The sequence below is a fragment of the Rufibacter glacialis genome (assembly GCF_008271745.1).
Lineage (GTDB): Bacteria > Bacteroidota > Bacteroidia > Cytophagales > Hymenobacteraceae > Nibribacter > Nibribacter glacialis.
Map to the genome: position 1 here is coordinate 233,134 of NZ_VKKZ01000022.1, position 24,579 is coordinate 257,712.

Sequence of the window (24,579 nt, forward strand, 5' to 3'; positions counted from 1 at the left end):
TTGAATTTATTATCTATACCCAATTTGAATTACTGGCTCCTTACAACAGAATATCCTCCTTTCTTTGGCGGCGGAATTAGCACATACTGTTATCATACCGCAATAATGCTTGTTGCCAATGCCCACAAGGTGACGGTTTTTGTGAATGATACCTCGGTTCCAAAAATCATATCTGAGGAAAGGGAGGGAGTTAGAATAGTAAGATTTAACCCAAACCATACTAACTCTTCCTCTCATCTTGGTCACGTGACCAACATAAGCTATGAATTTGCATCTATTGTAAAAGCCTATGTAGAAGCAGAGGGAGCCCCAGACATTATAGAAGCACAAGAATACTTAGGAATAGCTTACTACCTGTTGCAGTTCAAACACCTGCACTACAATTGGGTAAAGGATGTTCCAGTGGTTATCACCATGCATTCTCCCTCTTTCCTTTATATGGAGTATAACCATGTGCAGCAATACAAATATCCCAATTATTGGATTTGTGAAATGGAGAGGTTTTGTTTGCAGGCAGCAAATCTTGTCATATCACCAAGTCAATTTATGGTTAGGGAATTGGCGGAAAGATTTCATCTCTCCAATGAGAAGGTGAAAATTATTCCTAATCCTTATGAATTTCAGGACGTTGTTCTTCCAGAATCTGAGAACGACCAGCTTGCCGAAATTATTTTTTTTGGGAAGTTAACTTATCAGAAAGGTGCCTCCAACCTGTTGAAGTACTTCAAGGAAATGTGGGATAGTGGTTTTACTGAGCCATTATTTTTAATTGGAGGACAAGATATAGTGTATCATCCAGAGGGTAAGACTATGGGTGATATCATTAGGCATAAATATAAAGTCTATATTCAAAAAGGCTTACTTAAGCTTGAAGATAAAATTAGCCCTTCTCAAATCAAACAACGCTTGGCAGCAGCCAAGGTAGTGATTGTTCCTAGTTTGAATGATAACCTGCCTTATGTAGTGTTTGAAATGATGAGTCTAGGTAAAATTGTATTGGCTTCAAAACAAGGTGGCCATTACGAGGTGATTGAGCCTGAGATTGACGGCTTCATCTTTGACCATGATACACCTGGATCTTTTGCGATTCAATTAAAGGCAATACTTGCCCTTCCTAAAGAACAAAGGATCTCCATTTCTAAAAATGCCATCAAGAAGGTGAAAGAGGTGTATGACCTTAAATCCATCTATCGCAAAAAAAATCCTGCTCTTCAAGCTGTTCTTAAGCAAAACCAGGAATCCAGTTATTTTCCGTACATAAGGAATAATCCATTTTCGGGCATTCCCTTAGGTACTCCTGACAAAGTAGAAGAGGAGGATTTACTTTCCATTGTTATTCCATTTTTTAATTTGGGCCAGTATTTGGAAGAGACGGTATCTTCCATTGAAGGCTCAGATTATAAGTACAAGGAAATCATTATTGTTAATGACGGCAGTAATGACAGTTTGAGTATTTCTGTTTTAGACAAATTCAGGAATCGAAATGGTTTTGTAGTCATAGATAAACCTAATCAAGGTCTTGCATCAGCAAGAAACACTGGAGCTTTATATGCTAAAGGGGCATTTCTGGCATTTTTAGACGCTGATGATATAGTTGGCTCAGAATATTTTACCAAAGCAGTTAACGTCCTGAAAAATAAAAGTAATGTTCATTTTGTAGGTTCCTGGACGCAGTATTTTGAGGGAGCTAGCACAATTTGGCCTACCTTTGTCCCAGAACCACCTGTTATCTTATTTCATAATGTGGTTAATTCAAGTGCACTGGTTTTTAAGAGGCAATCCTTTTTAAGTGGTGGTCTCAATGACAATAAAATGCCATTTCAAGGACTAGAGGATTATGACGGTGTTCTGTCTATGGTAAATAAAGGTCTTTATGGTGTAGTTTTACCGGAGGTGTTGTTCTTTTATAGGGTTCGTAAGTCTTCTATGATTAGAAGTATCTCGAAAAATAAAAAATTGTTGTTATATGAATACATCACTAGGAAGTATCCAGAGGTTTATGGCACTTTTGCAGCTGATGTCTTTAATTTGGCTCTTGCAAATAAGTCGGTCACTGTTTTAGATAATCCTTCTAAAGATAGTAATCTGTTAGAAGGACTGCCATTTGGGGGGGAGTTATCTGCAAAAGCTATCTCCTTTATTAAGAAGAATAGCTTGGTTAAACCTATCGCTTATAAGGTATATAGTACATTTTTTAAAAAATAATGCTTTTACAAGATTCTGTTACTTGGTTTAAGAAAAATAATAAATTAGAAAGGCTTTGGCTATTAGCTAAAATCGAATTTAAGTTACGCTACTATGAAAATAGGCTTGGCCTGTTTTGGGCATTGCTAAAGCCTATATTAGATATTTGTATATATTATCTAGTATTTCAAATAATCTTAAAACAAGATATTCCAGCTTTTGCCTCTTATCTTTTTATTGGTCTTATTTTCTATAATTTCTTTATAGAAAGTACTAGTGGTACCATTAGCCTTCTCCATACAAAGAAGTATTTATATGAATACAGTAATATGAATAAATTGGAGATTTACATTTCTACTTTAATGAGTAATGTAATAGGGTTTTCTTTTAACCTTATTATGTTTATGCTTTTTTATAATTTAATTGAACCTGAATCTATGGGTCTTTCATTTTATAATTTTTGGATTATACCTGTCTTTGTGAACATTTTTATACTTGCTTTAGGAGTTTCTCTTATCCTTTCAAATATTTTTATATATGCTAAAGACATAACCCAGATCTGGCAGGTTATTGCTACTCTACTTTTATTCACGTCCCCTATTTTTTATAAACTGACTAGCTTCAAACAAGCTTTGCCCACTTTTGATCATCTTAATCCAATAGCTGGTATCATCATTAATGCTAGGCGGGTAATGATGCAAGGCGTATCTCCAGATTTTAGTTTAATGCTATTTGATTACGGGTATGCTTGTTCATTCTTAATAATTGGGTTGATTCTTTTAAATAAAATCGGTTCTAAGGCTGCTGAGAAATTATAATAGTTGACATGGAGAAAACGGATGTGCAGAAGTCAATTGCTATAGAGGCAAAGAATATTAGTAAGACTTTTAAGATTTCAGAAAATAGCCATAATACGGTGAAACACCGTTTATTTAATATTTTTAACCCTCCAAAGACCAAATATGTACCCGCGATTAAAAATATGTCCCTTGAGATTCTGCAAGGTGAATGCATTGGTCTGCTGGGTAGAAATGGATCTGGTAAGTCAACCTTGATTAAGCTTCTTGCAGGTGTTTATCCTACAGATAGTGGTTATGTTAAAATTAAAGGCACAACCATGCTTATGAACCTTGGGGTAGGTATGAGCCATGAATTAACTGCCAGAGAGAATATTTATGTGTCCGGCTCCGTACTAGGTTTGAAGATCAAAGAAATAGATGCAATCTTTCATCAGATCATTGATTTCGCAGAACTTGATGGATTTATTGATTCTAAAATCAAGTTTTTTTCCTCAGGAATGGTAGCAAGACTAGGTTTTTCAATTGCCGTTAATGCTGGAGCCGATATTATGTTTCTTGATGAGATTTTCGCAGTTGGTGATGTGAAATTCCAAGAGAAAGCCGTTAAGGTGTTTGAAAGTTCATGGATAAAAGGTAGAACGGTAATTTTGGTGAGCCACAGCATGGATGTTATCAAACAATACTGTAATCGTGCGGTATTTATGAAAAATGGTGAAATGAAATATGTAGGAGATACAGAAAAAGCAATAGAAATGTATATGGAAGATAATCATTAGACCAAGAAGAAAAAATTTATACCATATTTTACAAATTATAAATGTTAATTCGCGCAAAGGCCCCTTTAAGACTAGGTTTAGCAGGAGGTGGTACAGATGTAAGCCCTTATAGTGATACCTATGGAGGGGCAATTTTAAATGCTACCATTAATAAGTTCGCTTATGCTACCCTGATCCCGCTAACCACTCCTCAGGTTATTTTTAAGTGTTTTGATATTGATAAGAGCATCGTTTTTGATAACGTGAATTATTTTGCAAATGAAAACGACGATTTTAGGTTGATTAAAGGGATTCATAATAGGATCAAATCTGAATTCAATATTGAAACGCCCCTTTATTATCAACTAGAAACCTTTGTTGATGCACCTCCAGGATCAGGATTAGGATCATCTTCCACTTTGGTGGTAGCCATTGTGGCGGCATTCGCTGAATGGTTAGGTCTTCCTTTGGGAGAATATGACATTGCCCACTTGGCCTATAGCATTGAGCGGGAAGATTTGGCATTGTCGGGTGGAAAACAAGACCAATATGCAGCAACCTTTGGGGGGTTCAATTTTATGGAATTCCATGCAGACCGGGTGGTCGTGAATCCTCTCCGGATCAAAGAAGAGTATATCCATGAACTGGAGTTCTCTCTGATCCAATACTATACTGGTACATCCCGGTTGTCTTCTAAGATCATTGATGCGCAGGTTAAGAACGTGCATAATAATTCAGCTAAATCAATTGAAGCCATGCATTCTCTAAAAGCGCTAGCCTTCAATATGAAAGAAGCATTATTAAGAGGAAAATTAGATGAGATAGGAGAATTGCTTCATGAAAGCTGGATTTCTAAGAAGAAAATGGCAGATGAAATCTCTAATCCGGTGGTAGATGAGATTTATGACACTGCTATTAAGAATGGAGCCATTGGAGGCAAGATATCTGGTGCCGGGGGCGGGGGGTACATGATGTTCTATGTTAGAAATAGCTCGCTATATCCTTTGATTAATAAGCTAAATCAATTTGGTGGCCAAGTAGAAAGGGTGAATTTTTATAGTCAAGGAGCTATTTCCTGGAAGACAAAATATATTTAGTATGCAAGACTTTATCTCATCAAAAATTCAAGAGAGTATAGATGTAAAAGCCCAACTGCTGAAAGACAAGAGATTATTAGAAACCATAGCTAAAGTTTCGGATTATATTTCTTCAGCTTTTAAAGCAGATAAAAAAGTGTTTTTCTGCGGAAATGGAGGGAGTGCTGCGGATGCCCAACATTTAGCTGCTGAATTTTCTGGAAGGTTCTATCTGGATCGTGCACCCTTGTTTGCTGAAGCGCTACATGTGAATACTTCCTATTTAACGGCAGTAGCGAATGATTATTCCTATGATGAAGTTTACTCAAGATTGATTAAAGCAAAAGGAAGAAATGGAGACGTATTAATAGGGATTTCTACCTCAGGAAACTCTAAAAACATTATTAATGCTTTTAGGGAGGCGAAGAAGAATAATGTACTTACAGTTGCCCTAACTGGAGAAAGTGGGGGAGCAATGAGAAATGAAGTTGATTATCTCTTGAATGTTCCATCTAATGATACTCCCCGGATTCAAGAATCTCATATCCTCATAGGCCATATTATCTGTGAAATTGTGGAGAGGGAACTATTTGTTATAAATAATGACAAATGAGGCCATTGTCTTAGCCGGAGGCTTAGGTACCCGGCTAAGATCTGTTATTCAAGATGTTCCTAAACCAATGGCCGAGGTAGCAGGTAGGCCATTTCTTGATTATATTCTTTATTCCCTTAAAAAGAATAACATCAAGAAGGTGGTTTTTGCCGTTAGTCATAAGTATGAAGTAATCCAAGACTATTATAAGGACAGCAGAAACAGTTTTGGGATTGAGATAAGTTATAGCATTGAAAAAGAACTTTTAGGGACAGGCGGAGCCATATATGAAGCCTCGCAACAAATCCTGGGAGATAGCTTCTTCATATTAAACGGAGACACTTATTTTGAAATAGATCTATCCCAACTGCATACTTTTGCGAAGGAAACCTCGGCAGATTTAGCCTTGGCACTAAAAATGATGCCTCACTCTGACAGGTATGGTAGCGTAGTTTGCGCCAACGACCATAAAATAGTATCCTTTAAAGAAAAAGAACCTGGTAAAAAGCAGGACCTTCTAATAAATGGGGGAATCTATCACATGAATAAAAGAGTAATAGAAATTTTATCCATGCCATCAAAATTTTCTTTTGAAATTGATTTCCTGCAAAGAGATCTCAACAAAATAAGTGCCTATGGAAAGCTTTTTGATGAGACCTTTATAGATATTGGAATACCAGAAGATTATGAATATGCCCAATCCCTTTTGAAGAATGTCATTCCCTAAGCTGTTTGATACTCTGTTTCTGGATAGGGATGGAGTAATTAATCTTAAAATAGAGAACGGGTATGTGACTAATTTTTCAGCCATTGAAATTCTACCTGGTATCTCAGAATTTTTAGCTGCGGCTCAAGAAAAATTTGAAAGGATTATTGTTGTAACTAACCAGCGTTGCGTTGGAAGAGGGATAATTTCAACAGATGATTTAATACAAATCAATAACAAGATCAATGAACTGACGGGTAATTTAATCACCCAATTCTTTTTTTGCCCTCATTTAGAGGAAGATGGCTGCACTTGCAGGAAACCTAAAGAGGGGCTTTTCCTTAAAGCTGCAGATACTTTTAAGATTGATTTTTCTTCCTCTTGGATGGTAGGTGACTCAGAAACTGATTTAATTCCAGCAAAAAAATTAGGCTTAAAAACAGTTTTTATAGGGGGAATAAGTGAGTTCGCTGATGTAAAGGTTGATAATACCCTTGAGTTGCTTTCCTTCTTCGCTCATATGTATACTAGTGAAGTCTTACCTTCAAATTAGAAGAAGAGTTTACTGAAAAATTTACTATTTTTTTGGATCTTAAATTTTTTTTTTATAATTCTTCTTATAGAGTCTTCAATATCTCTTTTGGGTAGTACTGATCAATGGATCACTAGAAATAAGCACAAACGGAACAAAGAACCCCACCAGCATCGTCCCAAAATTCTTGCCAAAATACACCTCTGTAATCCATGCAATGGCAAAGGTAGCCACTACCAGCAGTGCTAAGCTATTCTGGGTTTTGTACGCATATAAAATGGGTAAAAGCAGCCAGCCTGATAGGAAGATAAGAAAGCCTATAATGCCTAAACTGAACAAGATGTCTAAATAATTATTGTGCACATTTTTGTCTGTTTCAATGGCTATGTAAAACTTCTTCTCCTGGTATTTCTCAATCAGTTCAGTCTCTTTATCTCCTAAGCCCACTCCTAGTAAGGGAGCCTTTTGAAAAACTTCCCAACCACACGTCCAAGCGGCTAAACGGAAGTTAGCCCCGTTCCATTGGTCTGGAGTAACTTCCATGTTGTAATGGCTTTCCTTGCCCCGGCTCTCAAAATCAAACTTCTGGTAGGTAAGCTCTTTGTATCGGTTGAAGGTAGAAGGCATTAATTTATGGATGACCACCGTCCCTATGACCATTCCTAACACCAAAGTAATGCCTTCCAAAACCCTTCGTTGCCGGATAATATAATAAAAGCTGAAACCTAGCGAGCTTGCTAGAAGTACCGCAAACATGATTCTGCTGGCCAGGAGGTAACTAAACCCAAATAAAAATACGACTGCCAAGCACATAAGGCCTTTGTAAGAGCCTGGGCGGAAGAAGATATGTCTGGCGAAAATAAAAATAGCAATATTTATAGCCAACGCCACGTAAATAGATTGTTGTCTACTGATCGCAGTGAGTGAATCATTGTAAAGATATTCTGGCCGTGAGAAGAAATCAGAAGTATAGACTGCTGTCACAAAACAAAACAGGGCGACTAACGTGGCAATGATGGCATAGGATAACAAAATCCTCTCTTTAAGCTTTTCTTGTAAATGCAAAAGCCCAATGCTGGCTGGGAAGAGGAGCAAGGGTAACCTGATCTTCAGATTGTGGAGTCCCCAACCAATGTCATCAGACAAAATCGTGCTCACCACCAAGGCAAAATAGAACAACAACATGCCTTGAATGTAAGGCCGTTGCTTAAGGGTTTCCCATTTTTCCCGGAAGGAGCTGAACCAAAAACAGTAGAGCACCAAGATCCCTGTTACAACGGCATTCACCCCGCTTAATTTAGCAAAGAAGAGGGTAGTAAAGAAGAGAAGAACAAGTAGGTAGAGGCCTTTTTCTTTTTTATTAAGGTCTTGAAGGTTTACTATCATCACAGAAACAGGAGGGAAGGCAACCTGGCTAAGTTGCAAGATGCCTTCTTTTATGGTGAAGAATGGTGAGATAAAAGAGGATATTTTGCTCCCTTTTTTACAAAAATAACCAATTAATAAGTAGGAAGTGACGTCAAAAGGATTTTACTCCTATAACTTATAATGTAGCTTGCCTTAAAAGCGGATGGAAGGTTTTGCGGCCGTTTTTAGAGAAAGAGCCTTCAACAGGAAATGTCTGTCAGAGGAAGAGCATTGCTTCTGTTAAAGCTTTTGTTTGGCCTGACCAGGCTGCTGGCAAAAAGAAAGGTGCGGGTAGGAAACCCGCACCTTGAAAAGGGAGATAGGGTGCCAAGGCTTGCGCCTATCCTTGGTGGTTGTGATCGCCGCCGTTGTAGTTTCCGGTGTTGCCACTGCCGCCATAGCCGCTGCCAGCTCCTGAGGCAGTGCTAGCATCTGAACCAGACTGGTGGCCGCCATACGATTGGCCTCCTTTATTTTTGTTTTTCTTTCCGCTGCCCACTTGGCCAGAGGTGGTTTTTTTGCTTCCTCGGTTCAGGAAAAAACCATAGGCAATCAGGCCTATACCTGCCGCAAAGGCAACATATTGTTTGTCTTTGTTGCGGAGCGACTGGTAGAATTTCATGCCATTATCAGCCGGATTGTTGATGATATTGGAGATCTCCTGCGGATTTTGGATTAGGTCAGAAAGGGCTTTGGTTTCTTGATTATCTTCCATAGTTGTAAAGGTTTATGAGGTTTTAGGTACGGCTTTTTATCCTTAAAAGATGCCTCGTTTGGCGTAATAAGTCATTTTTGTAGACGCGGGGCAAAAACAGCTTTTACATTGGGCCAGTGATCTTTCCTTTGCATAATAGCTTACATAGGAGTAAAGGGCTTTTCCTGCTACCTGCACCTTCCTCTTCTTTAAGAGGTGCTTAAACAAAGATAAATAGCCTGTTAAGTAGCGGAGGTAGGAGCAGTATGTAGGTGCTAGGAGGGGAGTGAATCCTTTATGGGCAAGCCAAGAAGTGTGGTTTCCTATGCACAGGTCAAGTTCCAGCTTACACGGTTAGCCTTTTTATTCAACCAAAGCTAACCCGCAGAAGAACAGCATTCTATAAATCACCGGTTGGGAACAGGAAATTAAAAGCAAGATAATCCTAGCAGAAAATGCCTTCCTCATCCGTTTTGGGCGTTGTTTCCATTTTTTATCCTGGAAACAGGAAAAGGCCTCTTACATAATTCAAAAGTTTTCTGTATTATTATAGGCTTTTTAATAATCCGTCATGGTTTTGTGTAAACGTTTCTCTTTTAGTGGGCTCGTTTTTGGGTTGCTGGTTATTTTGGGTTGCGGGGGGAATTACAAAGAGAAAGACCAAAATAAACCCACCGTGGCCCACGCGGATCCTGCTTTATTCTCTTTGCTCGCGCCGGAGAAAACCGGGATCGGGTTCCAGAATATGTTACGGGACATGCCCAAGGTCAACATCATTACCTACCAGTATTTTTACAATGGGGGAGGGGTGGCCATCAGTGACGTGAACGGGGATGGACTACAGGATCTCTATTTCTCGGGGAACCTGGTAGCCAATAAACTCTACCTGAACAAAGGGCAAATGAGGTTTGAAGACGTGACCAACGCCGCCGGCGTCTCGGGCCGGGCCAACACCTGGAAAACCGGTACCACCATTGCTGATGTCAACGGAGACGGCAGGCCCGATATTTACCAGTGCTATTCGGGAAATCTGCCCGGAAACGCCCGCGCCAACCAACTATTCATGAACCAGGGAGTAGGGGAAAACGGGACACCCACGTTCATTGACCAGGCTCGTGAAATGGGCCTCGCAGATTCTTCCTTCAGCACCCACGCCGCCTTCTTTGACTATGACCAGGACCATGACCTGGACATGTTCCTCTTGAACCACAACCCGGTTCAGTTCAACAACCTGGATGATGTGACCATTCAAGACATCCTGAAGAAGCCGGCCCGTAACATGCAGGCAAAGCTGTACCAAAATAATAACGGAACTTTCCAGGATGTCTCAGACAAGGCAGGCCTGCATAAATCGGCCTTCTCGTATGGGTTGGGGGCCGGTATCTCAGACCTAAACCAAGACGGCTGGCCAGACCTGTATGTGTCCAATGATTATTCCGCACCTGATTTCCTGTTGATCAACAACTGGAACGGTACCTTCTCAGACCAATCAAAGACAAGCCTTCAACATACGGCCATCTACTCCATGGGCAACGACATAGGTGACATCAATAATGATGGCCTGCCCGATATCATGACCCTGGACATGCTGCCCGAAGACAACAAGCGCCAGAAACTGCTCTTCGGGCCTGACAACTATGAGTACTTTGACATGATCGTGCGCGCGGGTTTCAACCACCAGTACATGCGCAACATGCTGCAGGTCAACAACGGGAACGGCACGTTCAGTGAAGTGGGCCAGTTGAGCGGCGTTTCCAACACAGACTGGAGCTGGGCGCCTTTACTAGCGGATTATGACAACGACGGCTGGAAAGACCTGTTCGTGAGCAACGGTTTCCTGAAAGATTTCACCAACATGGACTTCCTCAAGTTCAGAAGCGCTTTCTTTCAGTATCTGGGTGGCAAGGTGACGCCCCAGAGTGTGATGAATCTGCTTTCCAAAATGCCCGCCTCTAACGTGACCAACTACATGTTCAGGAATACGGGCAACCTTCAGTTCCGCAACATGGGCAAAAGCTGGGGCTTTGACCAGGCTTCTAACAGCAACGGTGCGGCCTACGCGGACCTAGACAATGACGGCGACCTTGATTTGGTAGCCAACAACGTGAACCAACCCGCTTTTGTGTACCAGAACCATGCTGAGAAGCAACTGAAGCACCACTACCTGCAGGTAAAACTAGCGGGCAGTGGCAAAAATACCCAGGGCCTGGGCGCCAAAGTGACGCTCTACCACCAAGGGCAACAACAGTTCCTAGAACAGATGCCCTCGCGTGGGTTTCAGTCCAGCGTAAGCCCGGTCTTGCATTTCGGGCTGGGCAAGACTGCTATCGTGGACTCGGTGCGGGTAGTGTGGGTAGGCGGAAAACAGCAGGTATTGACCCAGGTGAAAGCCAATCAGGTGTTGACGCTGGAGGAAAAAAATGCCACTTCTACCTACAGGAGCCCCAGCCGCAAGAAAAGCTATTTCACAGAGACGGCCGCGCCAGTCTCCTTCGCGCACCAGAAAAGCCCTATCAATGATTTCAAGCGGCAGCCGCTCCTGATCAACCCACTGTCGTTTTCAGGGCCATGTTTGGTAAAAGGCGACGTAAACGCTGATGGGCTAGAAGATATTTATATGGGCGGGGCGGCTGGCCAGGCGGGAACCCTCTATATACAGGGCAAAAACGGGAAATTCAGCTTAAAACCCACCGTGGCCTTCGCCTCTGATAAAAGCAGCGATGACGTGGATGCCCTTTTCTTTGACGCCAACCAGGACAAGGCACTTGATTTGTATGTGGTCAGCGGCGGCTACCACAACTTTATGCCCACAGATGCTGCGCTGCAAGACCGCCTGTACCTCAATGATGGCCAAGGCAACTTCACTAAAAGTACGCAGGCGCTCCCGGCTATGCCCACCAGCAAAAGCAGTGTGAGGGCCTCAGACGTCAACGGCGACGGTTTCCTGGATCTGTTCGTGGGCGGAAGGGTGGTGCCGGGACGTTATCCTGAAACGCCCCGCAGTTACCTCCTGCTTAACAACGGCAAGGGCCAATTCACTGACCAGACTACCGCCCTGGCGCCCCAATTGCAATCCATTGGCATGGTCACAGATGCCGCCTGGCAAGACCTTAACGGCGACCGCCAAGCAGAACTGATTGTGGTTGGTGAGTGGATGCCCGTGACGGTTTTCAGCAATGCCAAGGGCAAACTGCAAGACAACACGTCGGCTTTCTTTGCCAGAAAGTACAGCGGCTGGTGGAACAAGATCTTGGTAGGCGACTTCAACCAGGACAAACAGCCAGACCTGATCCTGGGTAACCAGGGCCTGAACACCCAATGCAAAGCTTCAGACAAAGAGCCCGCCGAACTGGTGTACAAAGACTTTGATGACAACGGCGCCATTGACCCCATCCTTTGTTTCTACATGCAGGGCAAAAGCTACCCGTACGTTACCCGAGACGAACTCCTTGACCAGATGAGCATGATGCGCACCCGCTTCCAGGATTACGCCAGCTATGCCAATGCTACCCTGACCAATATCTTTACCCCGGAGGAAATCAAGGGAGCCGGCCGGTTGTCTTGCAATTATCTGCAAACGGCTTATTTCCAAGGAAATGCCAACGGAAAATTCAAAGAAATGAAGTTGCCTTTAGAAGCCCAGTACGCACCCATTTTTGCCATGGCTACGGTAGACCATAACCAAGACGGAGCACCTGATCTTTTGATGGCAGGAAATGTGAACAAAGCAAGGCTGCGGTTCGGCAAAGCCGATGCGAATTATGGCCTCTTGTTGCAGAATGATGGGAAGGGCAACTTCACCTGCGTGCCACAGCACAAATCTGGGTTTAAGTTGGTGGGAGATGTGCGCAGCATTTTACCCATCCACAACCAGGTGTTGTTTGGCATGAACCAACTTCCCCTTAAAGCTTACCGGTTACAATAATGAAAAGGCTGCTATTAGTGGTATTGGTCTGGTTTCTGGGGTGGGGATGTGCCATGCCAGGCAAGGAAAAGAAGCAGAACCTGGCGTTCGGGCCCGCGCAGATCAGTCAGGTGATCCACAAGATGACTGATATCATGGTGAATGATGTCACCAACCCGCCCTTGGCCTCCCGGTTTTTCTCTTACGCTTCCTTGGCGGGCTATGAAGTGATCACCCAAAATGATAGCGCCTATGTAACTATGCATGGCGTCCTGAACCAGTACCCGGCCATTCCCAAACCCGACGGACTGTCTGGGTATTCCACCGAGTTGAGTGCCTTGCTGGCCATGATGGAAACGGCCAAAAAAATGCAGCCGTCGGGCCGGTTGCTGGACTCGCTGCAGGTACAGTTCCTGGATTCCTGCCGGCGGGAAGGGTTGGCCGAAGAGGTGATTGGGGCTTCTCTCACCTATGCGCAGGCGGTAAGCAAACAGGTGCTGGCCTACGCCAAGGCAGACCGGTACAACCGCATCAGTAACTACCCCAGGTACACGCCCACCCTGCAGGAAGGTACCTGGTACCCCACCCCGCCCGCGTATTTCTCGCCGGTGGAACCTTATTTCAATACGGTACGGCCTTTCACCTTAGATACCTGCCATCAGTTTAAGCCAGCGCCACCCATTCCTTTCTCCAAAGACAAAAACTCGCCGTTTTTTAAAATGCTGCGGCAAAACTACGAGCAAAGCAGAAGTATCACCCTGGAACAACAGGAAATGGCCGCCTTCTGGGACTGCAATCCGTTTGCCCTCCAGGACAACGGCCACCTGCAAGCCGGCCTGAAGAAAATATCGCCGGGGGCGCATTGGCTGGGCATTACGGGCATTGCCTGCCAAAAAGCGAAGGTGTCTTTTGCCCAGGCCCTGAAGGTGCACACGTTGGTGTCCATCGGTCTCATGGACGGTTTCATTTCCTGCTGGGACGAAAAATTCCGGAGTAACCGCATCCGCCCGGAAACCGCTATCCGGCAGTACCTGGATCCCTCTTACAAGCCTTTGCTGCAGACACCACCGTTTCCTGAATACCTGAGCGGACATTCTACCATCTCGGCGGCCTCGGCGGTGATTCTGAGCTATTATTTCGGAAACGACTTTAACTACACAGACACCGTGGAAGAGCGGTTCGGGTTGCCTGCCCGTTCTTTTGACTCGTTTCAGGCGGCGGCCGTGGAAGCCGGCCTTTCGCGGTTTTATGGCGGCATCCATTTCATGGATGCCATTGACAACGGCCGTACGCAGGGCTTGCAGGTAGGGGAGTGGGTGCTAGGTAAAGTAGAGAAGAAACCCCAGACGCTAGCCGCTAGCAGGCACCAGAAATAAGGTCTAGGAAGTCAGCCTGATTTAAGTGCGTTTTTTGAAATAAACCCTTTAAACTGGTAAATGGCTTTGAGGAGGAACGGTGTAGGAAAGCCCCTACCCATTGCCTGCAATGACCTGGAAACTCCTTTGCTAACAAGTGCCTGTAGCTTTCGGTAAGGATCCTATTCTATGGGCAGCCAGGGTTTCTGGGGTGTTTTGAAGAAAAGGGGCCGGAAATGGGGCTGCCTCACTGTAAGCGGAAAGAGGGCAAAGGTTTCCTTCAGGCTCCTTCCCAAAGAGATAAAACAAAAGCCGCTCTTACCATAGCAAGAGCGGCTTTCTTTATTTAAAAGGGAAATGGCAGCGCTTAGTTGCCGGGCCAGGCGTTCCAGGGAATGCGGCTCAGGATAAGGAGCAAGCCCAGTCCGTAGAAGATAGCCATGGTTTTAAAGCCTTGTGTAGACCCGATTTGGCGTTTGGCCTTGGAATAGCCAATGGTGATCAGGATCACGGCAATCACCATCATTAAGGGGTGCTCCAGAAAATAAAGGCGGGAGGTGGCGTCTTTCATGGCGGCCCCAGAGGCATTAGACATGCCCAGCGGCGATACAAAATATAGGATCAGGCCAATCACCCATTGCAGGTGCGTAGGGATCAAGCCTAGCAGGCCCATTTTCCGGTTTTGGTCAGTAAAGGTTTTTCCTCCGAATAAGCCGGCCAAGGCCGCGAGGAAGGCGATTGCTACCCCTAAAAGCACCAGATAGGCCAGGTAAGAGTGCGCGTGCTGAAGTCCAGTATACATGTTCTCAAAGATTGGTTGCAGGTGTAAATATAGGGAATACGTTCTATTTGGCAGTAGGTGCCAGCGCCCAAAAAGGTAAACCCCCGAAAAGAGGACCAGGAACCCCAGGCTTTCCAGGCAGTTTATTAGGCTTTCCGGTAAAACAGCCCTTAAACAGAGGCCTCAGGAAAAAGGGACCTTAGAAATTATCACAGATGCAAGCCCAGACCCCATTCAATCACGTTGGCGTGGCCGTCATGGGCCATGAGCAACGCACTCGCCGACAGGTGCCTGGAGACCATGAACTTGAAGCCGTACCGCTGGTAATAGTCAGGGAAGAGGCCGTGGGGTTGGTACAGGTAGCGCCCAAAATGGAAGACCACCGCGAGGCGGCTCAGGTGCAGTTCATGGCCCAGAAACACCCCCGCTGATTCTTTCTCCAAAAACCCTTCTGGGATATCCATGCCCTTGTTCAGGTATTCTTCCCCAATGGCCGTGTCATGGATCGCATCTGCGCCCAACAGCAGGGAGTTGGTATGGCTAAGCCGTTTGCTGGCGTACGCCGACATCATGTACACCGGGTGCTTGAAGTCATCCCGCAGAACCTCTTTCACCCCGCCTGCTACGAGCACATTAAATCGGAGGGACTTGTCAAGGGCGAGAATCAAGGAATCAGGAAAGGCCACGGGCACGGCCATTCTGGGTTGGTACCGCACCCCCACGCCCAACAGGGGCATGTTCATGCCGTTGTTGGACTGGTTCAGGCTTCCGTTAGAGAAGTGCCTAAATGCGAAGATGACATTCAGGAACCATTTTTGGGTAAGGGGGTGCTCGTAGCGCAGGTTCCCCCGCAGGGAGAACGTGATGGGGCTGCCAATGGCTTTGTTGTTCTCGTTGGAGGTGGAGTTGTAGTACCGGGTAGTATAGACTAATCCCGTGCCCAGGTTATAGCGCAGGTTTCCTTTGCCAACCTTCGTGATGAAGCCATCCAGGTAAGAGGTGCCGGTCACCGATTCGCCAAGTTCCTGGGGTACCCCATAGTTAAAGTAAGAGAGCGCGAAGCCAATCTGCGGGAGCTTGTAGCGCTGTTCCCAGTGGCGCTTGCCCAGTGTGTGCTTGTTGGCGTACAGTTCCACCCCGTGCAAGTTGGCATAGTTTAGCAGCGAAAGCCCAGACCGGTACCGGAAGTAGGCACCATAATACCCGTTTACGCCATAGGACCAGGGTTCTTTCATTTCTGGAGTTTTTTCCTGGGCCAGTACAAAAGCCGGCCAGGAGAAAGAGAGCACCAGGAAAAGGAAAAGAACTTTAAGGGGTTGGGACATAAAAACGAAGGAATTTGCCAAAAACACACCTAAAAACCATAGAAGCTGAGTGTGGGTACAAATTAGAAAATAGTTTCAAGGGTAGAGGCACGTTTATGGGTAAATACTTGCGGGCAAGGCTTGGCCACCGCAGAAATTACCCATGGGAGACAGAAAAAAGGAATGGGTGCCCCTGTTACCGACCGGCAAGCCACGGGAATCCGCTAGCAGGTTCCGGTTAGGGCGCCACGGGAAGTTGGTAAGAATAGAAAGGTTTTTGGCAGGTTTTCAGCTTGTATTCCCAAAACGAAGGCGTAAACCTCTGGTGGCCCTTCGCAAGTCAAGCGGAAAGGTCAGGCTTTTTCCATTTCTGGGCCAGGTGGAGGGCCGTTTCCAGCAGGTGGGGTTCCCAGTGCTCAATGGCCCAGGCAGTGTTCGCCAGGGACGAGGCCAGTAACCGCTGGTGGGCCTGGGTCAGGGAAGGGGACTCTTCCAGAATAGAGGAAAGCAGAAGTTGTTGCTGGTAAAGGGCTTCATCCTCTACGGGCGCCGGAAGCTTTCCAGGAGCCAGGGGCAGAAACAGATTGGGCGCGGTAAGAGACGGGAAAGTAGAGGCATTGTGCTGCTTTACCAGGGTTTCCATCCGGCAGAAGTCCTGGTAAAACAAGGCTTTGTCTTCCGGTGATTTGAGGCCGGTGCCTAGTTGCTCCAACACCACGTATTTTAATTGGGGGCACAGGGGCATGGTGGCGGAAAGGAGGTCAAAAACCTCTTCGGGTACTGCGCTGTCATGGGTGTCTCTCCTGACTTTGCGCTGGGGAAGTACCGCAGAATCTTGCCAACTGCCCCCAGAAATATGGATTTCCCGCACGCGGTGCAAGGGGTACCATGGAAGGAGCGCCTCCAAAGGCAAACTGAAATTGTGGAGTTGGCAGTACAGGTTGTGCAAGTCCAGGATCAGAAACCCGTTGACAGGTTCCACCAACTCCTCCAGGAACGCCCCGTGCCGTTTCACTTCCTCTAAAGTGTAAGAGAAAGCCAGGTTCTCCAGTCCCACCGGGCATTGGGCCGCCTCTTGAATACGGGCTAACCTATCTCGGCCTATGGCCAGCGTGGCGGCCGTATACGGAATTGGAAGCGGGGCGCCATGGTGGAAGTTCTTCCCGGTCATGAACCCGAAGTGTTCCGTTACGTGGTCAAAGCCGTACGCAGCCGACATCTGAGTTAAATGCCGGAGCCAGGCCTCCTGGTGCTCTGACCATTTGCCCGAGAACAGCGAAAAAAACACGCCGTGCCCTATCAGGCGTTTTTCCCGCCCGTAGGTCTCCAGCAAGGCCAGAAACCAAGAGGGCACCTGTTCCTGCTGGAACAAGGTGTCAAAAGACCACTCCAGACCTTCCACGCGGCCTTCCTGCAGCAAGGGCAGGGAAGCCGAGAGAATATCTACGTCCAGGTTACAAGCAAGCGAGGCAAAGACTTTTGGCATGGCGGGAACAGGAAGAAAGTGAGGTTTTTATCCCATGCCACAGCTCAGGCAGTTACCAGCTGTTTTAGGTTTTCCTTCCGCGTCACTTTGTTCCTGTTTGGGCTTTGGTAATTCTTCCTCGTCTACGCAACTGGTGGCCTGCACAGAGATACCAATCAGAATAGCGCTCAAAATACTCTTAGGTACGTTCATTTGGGTAACGGTTTAGGGTTGATAAGAAGAAAGAAGGCGTAAGAATCTGTCTTGTAAAAGGAAGAGTCTTTTTCAAAGCAAAAGGATGCAGGAGGCCTGTTTTTTTTTCAGAAAAAGTGAGAGAAGAAAAGTGAGAGGAGAAAAAGAAGCGGCAGCCTTTATTTAAGGCCGTTTTTGTGAAAAGAAGCGGGAAAGAGGAGCTGGGCTGTCGCACCCAAAGATTTCTGATTTGTGCCGGTGCCGTTACCCCAACTAATAAACCGGGCAATGGGTCGCTTAGCCCTTCTGTAGCAATAGGCGCTTTGCTTCTGAGGCCAATAAAGATTTTTCTGGCCTGGTCAGAGAAGAACACCCACCAAACCGGAAGCACTAAGCCACCTGAAAAAGCGAATCGTTTTCAGGCGTTTTTTAGAAAAGACACCTGAAAAGCCCCCGGGCTAGTAGCAATGCCAAGGAAAAGCAGGAAAAGTAAGGAACCAGCTATTGGCGTAGCTGCCACCCCACCTTAAATAAAAGATTTCCGTTTCATGCTTGTTTTTTGTAAAACAAGTATGAAACGGAAATCGCTGTATAAAGAAAGACCTCACAGGTTTTCAAAACCTGTGAGGTCTTTGTGGCTGGCGCGTAACATTCAGCAATCAACAACCAGTAATCAAACTATCGCCAATCCACCTTCGGGAAGCGGGCTTTCAGGGAGCCTCGCATCAAGCGGTACTCCTCTGCCCAGAAGTAATGCAGGCTGTTGACTACTTTCAAGGGCTTTAAATCAGGAGAGAGCAAGTGCAAGGCCACTCCCACATCACCGCCGTCTACGGTAGGGTTGTTTTCCCAGTCAAAAATATCTTGTAACCTAACCTCCATGATGGGGGCCTGGGCGTTGTCTGGGTAATAAAGCTCCAAGGCATGGCCGTCGGGTAAGGTCAAGGTAGCGGGGGCCAGTTCTTCCAGGCGTTGGCGTTGCTCACGGGTAAGCATGTTCTGGAGCAGGGGCAGCAAGTCAATGTCCAGCAGGTCCTGGCCAATCTGCACGTCTTCCAGGTGATACGCCAGCCACTCCTGGCAGGTCATGAGCAGGGTAGGGGTGCTGATATCCGGGAAGCCTTCGGTGGGGTGCCATTTCCGAAGGCAGAGCACGCGGTTCTGGAACTGCTTTACCTGGTCAGAGAAATTAAGCCAATCTTCGCCTTCACGTTTGATGGTCTCGCAGATGGCGGGTATTAAGAAGCGTTCGTCGGGTTCGGGCAGGGGTTTGCTTTGGAGCACGATGGAACCGATGCGCATGTCACGGGAGGCGGTGAGTTCGCCTTCTTCGGGATCCCAGTTGACCACGTCTTTCTGCTTTACCAGCGGGGCCAGGTCTTTGGGGTTGAGCGGTGAGGCAAGGAAAATACGGCCCGGTCCGTCGCCGCCGGCGTGCAGGTGGGCAATGGCCAGCCAAGGGTCATGGGCAAGGTCATCGCGGTGGCCGGCAGAGGCGTATTTGCCGTTAGCGAGCTGGAACTGGGCGTTGTTCCCCGGGCGGGCGTAGGCAATGCGCTCGGGGTAGCAGTTGGCCAGCAGCACACCCGTTTCATAGGGGTCTACGGCCGTATTCTCGGGTTCAAGGGAGAACATCCGGCGGTAAGAGGCGGCAATCTTGTCAATCTTGGAAAAGCGCTTCTGGTGCAGCCCTTCCTTGCGGGTGCGGCGCAGGGCCTCAATGCGCAGGTTCAGGTCAATACCGGCCTCGCGGGGCAACGGATCACGCTCTTCCAGCAGGGCGGCAATATCGGTGGCCAACGCCAGATGGTCGCTTTCCTGGGCGGCCAGCAGCATGTGGGCCAGACGCGGGTGCGTGGGCAGGGCGTGCATCTTACGGCCATGGGCGGTGATGCGTCCGTTCTCCAGGGCGTTGAGCTGGTGCAGGGTTTCCTGGGCGTATAGCAGGGCGGCTTTGGGCGGCGGGGTTAGCCAGGTGAGCGCCCTGATGTCTGAGATGCCCCAGGCGGCCATGTCCAGTACCAGCGGGGCCAAGTCGGCTTCCTGGATCTCAGGGGTGCGGTGCGGGGCCAGGCGTTCGTGCAGGGCCTCGGTCCAGAGGCGGTAACAGGTGCCGGGACCTAACCGGCCCGCCCGACCAGCGCGTTGGTCGGCGGCGTCCTTGGAAATGCGCACCGTCTCCAGCCTGCTGAGGCCGGTGGCGGGGTCAAAGCGTTGGGTTTTGGCGAAGCCAGTGTCAATGACCACGGTCACGCCTTCAATGGTGAGGCTGGTCTCGGCAATGGAAGTAGCTAGCACCACTTTGCGCTTGCCGTTGCGGTCGGGCATGATGGCGGCGTACTGCTTGCCGGGGGGCAACATGCCGTACAGCGGATGGATAGCCACTTCGCGCAGGCCGCGCCGGAGCAGGGCTTCCACTTTCCGGATGTCCTGCTCGCCGGGCAGAAACACCAGCACATCGCCTTGCTGGTCTTGCAGGGCTTTCCGGATGGCGCGGTCGGTCATCTCATGCAGCAATTGGGCATCAGTTTCGCCGGCGTACTGCACTGTAATGGGGTATTGCCGGCCTTGGCTCTCTACGGCGGGGGCGTTGAGCAGGCGGGTGAGCTGGGGCATGTTGAGGGTAGCGCTCATGACCAGAATGCGCAGGTCGGGGCGCTGGTGGGCCTGGGCTTCGCGGCAGAGGGCCATGGCCACGTCTGCGTGGATGCTGCGCTCATGGAACTCGTCAAAGATGACCAGCGCCACGCCTTTGAGCGCATTGTCTGAGTGCAGCATGCGGGTGAGGATGCCCTCGGTGACCACCTCCAGGCGGGTCTTCTCTGAGATGCGGTTCTCAAACCGGATGCGGTAGCCCACGGTCTGGCCCACCTCCTCGCCCAGCAGCTGCGCCAGCCGTTCGGCAATGGTGCGGGCGGCCAGCCGGCGGGGTTCCAGCATGATGATTTTCTGCCCCTTCAACCAGGCCTCGTCTAAAAGGGCCAACGGCAACAGGGTGCTCTTGCCCGCCCCCGGAGGCGCGTTCACAATGAGCGTGTTCTGGGCAGCCAGGTGTTCACGCACCGCCGGGATAATCTCCCGAACGGGTAAGTCTATGGTAAAAGGATCGAAAGGCAAGGGGTGAGAATTTAAGAGGTTGAGCTAAGCGTAAATGAATTCTACCAACGACTTAGACTACAAAAATACGGGCTAAAGCTTCTGCTTGTGCCCACTTCTGCAAAAGTACTCATTATGTATGACGCCTGTATTTGAGAAAATAGCCCAAAAACAGCGGCACAAGCAGATGATTTGGTTCGTGAATGCAAACAGGAGGGTTACTTACTACCTGGCTTTTGGTTTCCCATTTCAATAGAATGGTCAAAAACCTTTTGCACGCATTCCGTCCCCCTTAGAAGGGGGTAGGGGGATGACCAAGGCTGTTGAAGAGCCATCAGCAACAGTTATGAAGCGTGAATGTATAAGTCTCGGGAATGTGATTATCTGCAAGAGTAATCATCCCCCTACCCCCTTCAAAGGGGGACGAGACGCGTGGTACGCTACTCCCTCTCAAAAAAGAGCCTGAACTGCGCTTCTATGGCTTCTACTTCTTCTGGCGTGAGGGCCGCGAATTCCTTCGTTCTGGCGAGGGCTGACAAAAGGCCATCGCCCTGCCATAGGAACTGGATAAGTAAGGCCACGGTTTTGTCCGGCATCTGGAAACGGTCATCCAGCCAGGCTTTCATACGGTCATATTTCTGCAGATACGCTACTTCTTCCGGAATAATGTGGCTGATGGTGTAGGCCACGCATTGGAACAGGAATTCCGCCTGCGGGGTGGCGTCAAAATACTGGTAATAATCTTGGGTATCATTCAAGACCTCCACGTTGTGGTCTGCGGTGGTGCGCCATTCTATAAAGTCCAGCAGGGGGTGGGAGTAGGCTTCCAGCACCTGGCGGTAATCTGTGATGTGTTCCAGAATGGCAGCCGACACCGGGAAGATGATGCCTTGCGGGGTAAAGCGCATAGCCGCCAGTAAATGGTGGATCAGGTAGCGGTGCAGCCGGCCATTGCCATCTACCAACGGGTGAAGGAAGACAAACCCGAAGGCAATCTGGGCAGCCGCCAGCACCGGATGGAACTGCGCCTTTTGCAGGAGCTGGGCCGCAGACAGCAAGCCCTCCATCAAAGGTTCCAGGTCTTGCCAGCGGGCCGAGATATGGTCTGGGATTGGCTCCCCGTTGCTTCGGTCATGTTCCCCCACAAACCCACCGGCCGTGCGGTAGCCCAGGGCGGTGAAACGGCTGCTGCCAATGACTTGTTGCTGCAGCCGGAGCAGTTCGGCTTTGCTTAACGGCCTGGCCCCGGCCTGCCCAATGGCCTGTCCCCAGCGTACGGCCCGGCTTTGGGTAGGGTGCTCGCCTTCTATGCTGAAAGAGGCTTTGGAGTCTTTCAAGAGCAGAAACGCCGAGGTGCGGCTCAGCACATCTTTGTGCACCCCGCGCAGCACCTGGCCTATTTTCTCATCCAGCTTTTCCTGCAGGAAGTTGTCCAGGGCAGGGGTTTTACAGATCAGCGGACAAAAGGCGACGGAGCCGGGCAGGTTGTTCAGGATGCGGTGCCGCCCCGACCGCAAGCCCGTCTGTATCCCGTACTGTAGTTTCTCATCCAGCAAGGGCACGTAATTCTTGAAGGTCAGGTCTGGAAGCGGCAACTGCTCCTGTAGGAGCCACTCATACAGAAACCAGACCTTGCGCATGTACTGCCCCGTGTATTCCTGTTGAATAAGCGCCACCACCTCGGTGAGCGGCAGGTGCTGGAACAGCTTTTTGAAAAACAGCAGGTGAACGCCTTCATACTTCAGGGCGAAGGTAAGGTGCCCGGCCAAGGTGTCTGCCGGCGCATAGGAAGGCGGAAACACCAGCCACTCCGGTTGCTGGTACCGGCGGTTCTTCTTGCTGATCAGCGCCAATTGCCGAGGCAAAGGCAGGGCCAAGGTAAAATGTGCCATCAAGGCCCCATACCCCACCAGGTTACCCGCCTCGGGTGCAGTGCGGCCGTGAAAAACAAGTATTTCCTGTGAGATTTGGGTATCAGGCATGAGGTAGCATGAAAAGCCGGTCATGCGAAGGTAGTGAAATTGGGTATAGGTTGTGAAAAGTAGATAAAATTGGAAGCTTGTTGAGGAATTGGGGTATTGGTTTGTTTGATTAAATGGTGCGAGCCGCCAGCCGACGGGGTTCCAGCAGGATGATTTTCTGCCCCTTGAGCCAGGCCTCGTCTAAGAGAGCCAGCGGCAACAGGGTACTCTTGCCCGCCCCCGGAGGCGCTTTCACAATGAGCGTGTTCTGGGCGGCTAGGTGTTAACGGATGGAAGGGATATCTCCCGAACGGGCAGGTCTATGGTAAATGGGTTGAAAGGCAAGGGGAAAGGGTTGTTATTTAGAAAAGTATATAAGGTGTTTAAAGTACTATACTATAAATTTATATCAAATCTAGTAGAATAAAGTTTTGTTCATTAGAATCACTGTACGATATTGAGTGAAAATTTAAAGGCAGCTAGTTTTATATTTTAGATGTCTGGCATGTGGGCCAGTTAAAATATAACTTAGGTATTATAAAGAAAATAAGTAATAAGTAAAACCCAAACAGTAATTGTTGAATTTTTTTAAATAATAGATTATATGGCATTTGTTTTTAATACAATTTCAGAAACTGAAATACTCAATTCTCCAGGTGGTAGAATGATGATGGATGCAATAAATTATAGTGGGGAAAAACATTTAATTGTAACTGGGTGTCCTGGAAGTGGCAAGACTACAGTTACCTTAATGAGAGCAGCTAAATTATCAAGAGAGAAGAAAAATGTATTAGTGCTTACTTATCAAAATCTATTGAAAATTAGCTTAGTGAATATTGCTACTCCAGATATGAAGTGGAGGATAACTGGATTTTACGAATGGTATGTAAAGAATACAAGTTCATACCTTGAGCACAGCGACACGTGCGAAAAAATGATTGAGAAGCTCAAGAATGTTGGCGAATTTGATGAAATATTAATAGATGAAGGCCAAGATTTTGAGAAGAGGATATTGAAAACTATTGGTAATAAAACGAAAAGAATAAATGTAGGCGCTGATAACGCTCAAAAGTTACATAGTAAAGGAACTAATGCTCAAGATATAATTTCAATTGTTGAAGATTTTGGAGGTGTTCAAAGAGTTAATTTGCAATATAATTATAGGAATAACTTTGAAACTTATAATTTTGCAAGGTTCTTTTTGCCATTAAATGAGAGGGCAAACAATTTGGTTACTTTGGATAGGATGCCAAAAGGGAGAGGTATAAAGCCTACTGTTTTTATGGCTAAAAATGAGCAGGAAAGGCATAAAATACTTAAAACAAGGCTGAATGACGCTGGAGATGTTAATATTGCTATTTTAGTGTACTCAATTGAAGAAGTAGAATATTACTATAAATTAATTCCAACTCTTGGAGATTTCAAATGTTCTAAATATTACAATGAAATGCCTAAGGCTGAAAAGAGGAATGTTGAATTATATATGGAGAATATAATAGTTACAACATACAAGTCAGCAAAAGGTCTAGAGTTTCAGGTAGTCATTATGCCCAATATGGAAACGGCTATGGATGAAATATATAAAACACCAGAACATTATTATGTTGGATGTACCAGAGCGAAAGAGCAATTATTCTTAATTGCAAATATTCACAAGCCAAAATATTTGAATAATTTCGACAGCTCAACATATGAATTTGTTGAAGACGCTGGTTTGGATAATAGTAATTTCTTTAATGATGAAGATGATGATTTGCCTTTTTAACCAACAATAG

General features: G+C 46.9%; 18 protein-coding genes and 1 pseudogene. 10 read left to right on the forward strand and 9 right to left on the reverse strand.

Going from position 1 to position 24,579, the window contains the following annotated elements; translation table 11 throughout:
* From FOE74_RS14850 to FOE74_RS14880, 7 genes are read left to right on the forward strand one after another with little or no spacing between them, the layout of a single operon-like run.
* On the forward strand, window positions 1–2,205 hold the full coding sequence (locus FOE74_RS14850) for a glycosyltransferase (RefSeq protein ID WP_149099414.1): 2,205 nt from the start codon (window positions 1–3) through the stop codon (window positions 2,203–2,205).
* Entirely contained in the window at window positions 2,205–3,002 is a 798-nt protein-coding gene (locus FOE74_RS14855) for an ABC transporter permease (protein WP_149099415.1), read from the forward strand. Before FOE74_RS14850 ends, FOE74_RS14855 begins: the two co-directional genes overlap by 1 nt.
* Before the next feature lie 8 nt (window positions 3,003–3,010).
* Window positions 3,011–3,760, forward strand: coding sequence for an ABC transporter ATP-binding protein (locus FOE74_RS14860; protein ID WP_149099416.1), 750 nt, complete (start codon window positions 3,011–3,013; stop codon window positions 3,758–3,760).
* 41 nt (window positions 3,761–3,801) lie between these two features.
* Window positions 3,802–4,836 carry a GHMP family kinase ATP-binding protein gene (locus tag FOE74_RS14865; protein ID WP_149099417.1) on the forward strand — a complete coding sequence of 345 codons (1,035 nt, stop codon included), beginning with the start codon at window positions 3,802–3,804 and terminating at the stop codon, window positions 4,834–4,836.
* Window position 4,837: 1 nt separating this feature from the next.
* The gene (locus tag FOE74_RS14870) at window positions 4,838–5,428 is read left to right on the forward strand and encodes a D-sedoheptulose-7-phosphate isomerase (protein ID WP_149099418.1); all 591 of its coding nucleotides are present in this window, start codon (window positions 4,838–4,840) and stop codon (window positions 5,426–5,428) included.
* Window positions 5,418–6,134, forward strand: a complete 717-nt coding sequence (locus FOE74_RS14875; RefSeq protein WP_149099419.1) for a nucleotidyltransferase family protein — start codon at window positions 5,418–5,420, stop codon at window positions 6,132–6,134. Before FOE74_RS14870 ends, FOE74_RS14875 begins: the two co-directional genes overlap by 11 nt.
* Entirely contained in the window at window positions 6,121–6,666 is a 546-nt protein-coding gene (locus FOE74_RS14880; protein WP_149099420.1) for a D-glycero-alpha-D-manno-heptose-1,7-bisphosphate 7-phosphatase, read from the forward strand. Before FOE74_RS14875 ends, FOE74_RS14880 begins: the two co-directional genes overlap by 14 nt.
* Before the next feature lie 75 nt (window positions 6,667–6,741).
* On the opposite strand, the gene FOE74_RS14885 is transcribed toward FOE74_RS14880, so the two are convergent.
* Window positions 6,742–8,070 (reverse strand): O-antigen ligase family protein, encoded by a 1,329-nt coding sequence (locus FOE74_RS14885; RefSeq protein WP_149099421.1) that lies wholly within the window; start codon window positions 8,068–8,070, stop codon window positions 6,742–6,744.
* A gap of 322 nt (window positions 8,071–8,392) precedes the next feature.
* On the reverse strand, window positions 8,393–8,767 hold the full coding sequence (locus FOE74_RS21265; RefSeq protein WP_188686800.1) for a hypothetical protein: 375 nt from the start codon (window positions 8,765–8,767) through the stop codon (window positions 8,393–8,395).
* Window positions 8,768–9,317: 550 nt separating this feature from the next.
* Here FOE74_RS21265 and FOE74_RS14895 point away from each other — a divergent pair.
* Window positions 9,318–12,671, forward strand: coding sequence for a VCBS repeat-containing protein (locus FOE74_RS14895; protein ID WP_149099422.1), 3,354 nt, complete (start codon window positions 9,318–9,320; stop codon window positions 12,669–12,671).
* Complete coding sequence (locus FOE74_RS14900) at window positions 12,671–14,026, forward strand: vanadium-dependent haloperoxidase (protein WP_149099423.1); 1,356 nt, start codon at window positions 12,671–12,673, stop codon at window positions 14,024–14,026. Before FOE74_RS14895 ends, FOE74_RS14900 begins: the two co-directional genes overlap by 1 nt.
* A 346-nt stretch (window positions 14,027–14,372) precedes the next feature.
* Here the strand turns inward: FOE74_RS14900 and FOE74_RS14905 are convergent, their stop codons facing one another.
* The 7 genes and pseudogenes from FOE74_RS14905 to FOE74_RS21735 all read right to left on the reverse strand — a co-directional run.
* Entirely contained in the window at window positions 14,373–14,807 is a 435-nt protein-coding gene (locus FOE74_RS14905; protein ID WP_149099424.1) for a hypothetical protein, read from the reverse strand.
* 188 nt (window positions 14,808–14,995) lie between these two features.
* Window positions 14,996–16,021, reverse strand: coding sequence for an acyloxyacyl hydrolase (locus FOE74_RS14910; protein WP_188686803.1), 1,026 nt, complete (start codon window positions 16,019–16,021; stop codon window positions 14,996–14,998).
* A gap of 409 nt (window positions 16,022–16,430) precedes the next feature.
* Entirely contained in the window at window positions 16,431–17,576 is a 1,146-nt protein-coding gene (locus FOE74_RS14915) for a multinuclear nonheme iron-dependent oxidase (protein ID WP_188686807.1), read from the reverse strand.
* 27 nt (window positions 17,577–17,603) lie between these two features.
* Window positions 17,604–17,768 carry a chryseobasin-related MNIO class RiPP peptide gene (locus tag FOE74_RS21270; RefSeq protein WP_188686810.1) on the reverse strand — a complete coding sequence of 55 codons (165 nt, stop codon included), beginning with the start codon at window positions 17,766–17,768 and terminating at the stop codon, window positions 17,604–17,606.
* A gap of 657 nt (window positions 17,769–18,425) precedes the next feature.
* Window positions 18,426–20,864: an ATP-dependent helicase HrpB gene (hrpB, locus tag FOE74_RS14925; RefSeq protein WP_149099427.1), complete on the reverse strand. Its 2,439-nt coding sequence runs from the start codon at window positions 20,862–20,864 to the stop codon at window positions 18,426–18,428.
* 419 nt (window positions 20,865–21,283) lie between these two features.
* Window positions 21,284–22,825, reverse strand: coding sequence for a Fic family protein (locus tag FOE74_RS14930; protein WP_149099428.1), 1,542 nt, complete (start codon window positions 22,823–22,825; stop codon window positions 21,284–21,286).
* A gap of 112 nt (window positions 22,826–22,937) precedes the next feature.
* Window positions 22,938–23,128: pseudogene (locus FOE74_RS21735) on the reverse strand (hypothetical protein); the annotation flags it as partial.
* Between the two features lie 280 nt (window positions 23,129–23,408).
* Here FOE74_RS21735 and FOE74_RS14940 point away from each other — a divergent pair.
* Entirely contained in the window at window positions 23,409–24,569 is a 1,161-nt protein-coding gene (locus FOE74_RS14940; protein WP_149099429.1) for an AAA family ATPase, read from the forward strand.
* The last annotated feature ends 10 nt before the right edge of the window (window positions 24,570–24,579 follow it).

Excerpts from the sequence above, each read along its gene's own strand:
- FOE74_RS14875 (WP_149099419.1), top strand. The coding sequence starts at position 5,418 with ATGACAAATGAGGCCATTGTCTTAGCCGGAGGCTTAGGTACCCGGCTA.
- FOE74_RS14900 (WP_149099423.1), top strand. The coding sequence starts at position 12,671 with ATGAAAAGGCTGCTATTAGTGGTATTGGTCTGGTTTCTGGGGTGGGGA.
- FOE74_RS14930 (WP_149099428.1), bottom strand. The coding sequence starts at position 22,825 with ATGCCTGATACCCAAATCTCACAGGAAATACTTGTTTTTCACGGCCGC.
- FOE74_RS14895 (WP_149099422.1), top strand. The coding sequence starts at position 9,318 with ATGGTTTTGTGTAAACGTTTCTCTTTTAGTGGGCTCGTTTTTGGGTTG.
- FOE74_RS14855 (WP_149099415.1), top strand. The coding sequence starts at position 2,205 with ATGCTTTTACAAGATTCTGTTACTTGGTTTAAGAAAAATAATAAATTA.
- FOE74_RS14910 (WP_188686803.1), bottom strand. The coding sequence starts at position 16,021 with ATGAAAGAACCCTGGTCCTATGGCGTAAACGGGTATTATGGTGCCTAC.
- FOE74_RS14940 (WP_149099429.1), top strand. The coding sequence starts at position 23,409 with ATGGCATTTGTTTTTAATACAATTTCAGAAACTGAAATACTCAATTCT.
- FOE74_RS14870 (WP_149099418.1), top strand. The coding sequence starts at position 4,838 with ATGCAAGACTTTATCTCATCAAAAATTCAAGAGAGTATAGATGTAAAA.
- FOE74_RS14905 (WP_149099424.1), bottom strand. The coding sequence starts at position 14,807 with ATGTATACTGGACTTCAGCACGCGCACTCTTACCTGGCCTATCTGGTG.
- FOE74_RS14865 (WP_149099417.1), top strand. The coding sequence starts at position 3,802 with ATGTTAATTCGCGCAAAGGCCCCTTTAAGACTAGGTTTAGCAGGAGGT.
- FOE74_RS14860 (WP_149099416.1), top strand. The coding sequence starts at position 3,011 with ATGGAGAAAACGGATGTGCAGAAGTCAATTGCTATAGAGGCAAAGAAT.
- FOE74_RS21265 (WP_188686800.1), bottom strand. The coding sequence starts at position 8,767 with ATGGAAGATAATCAAGAAACCAAAGCCCTTTCTGACCTAATCCAAAAT.
- FOE74_RS14880 (WP_149099420.1), top strand. The coding sequence starts at position 6,121 with ATGTCATTCCCTAAGCTGTTTGATACTCTGTTTCTGGATAGGGATGGA.
- FOE74_RS14915 (WP_188686807.1), bottom strand. The coding sequence starts at position 17,576 with ATGCCAAAAGTCTTTGCCTCGCTTGCTTGTAACCTGGACGTAGATATT.
- FOE74_RS21270 (WP_188686810.1), bottom strand. The coding sequence starts at position 17,768 with ATGAACGTACCTAAGAGTATTTTGAGCGCTATTCTGATTGGTATCTCT.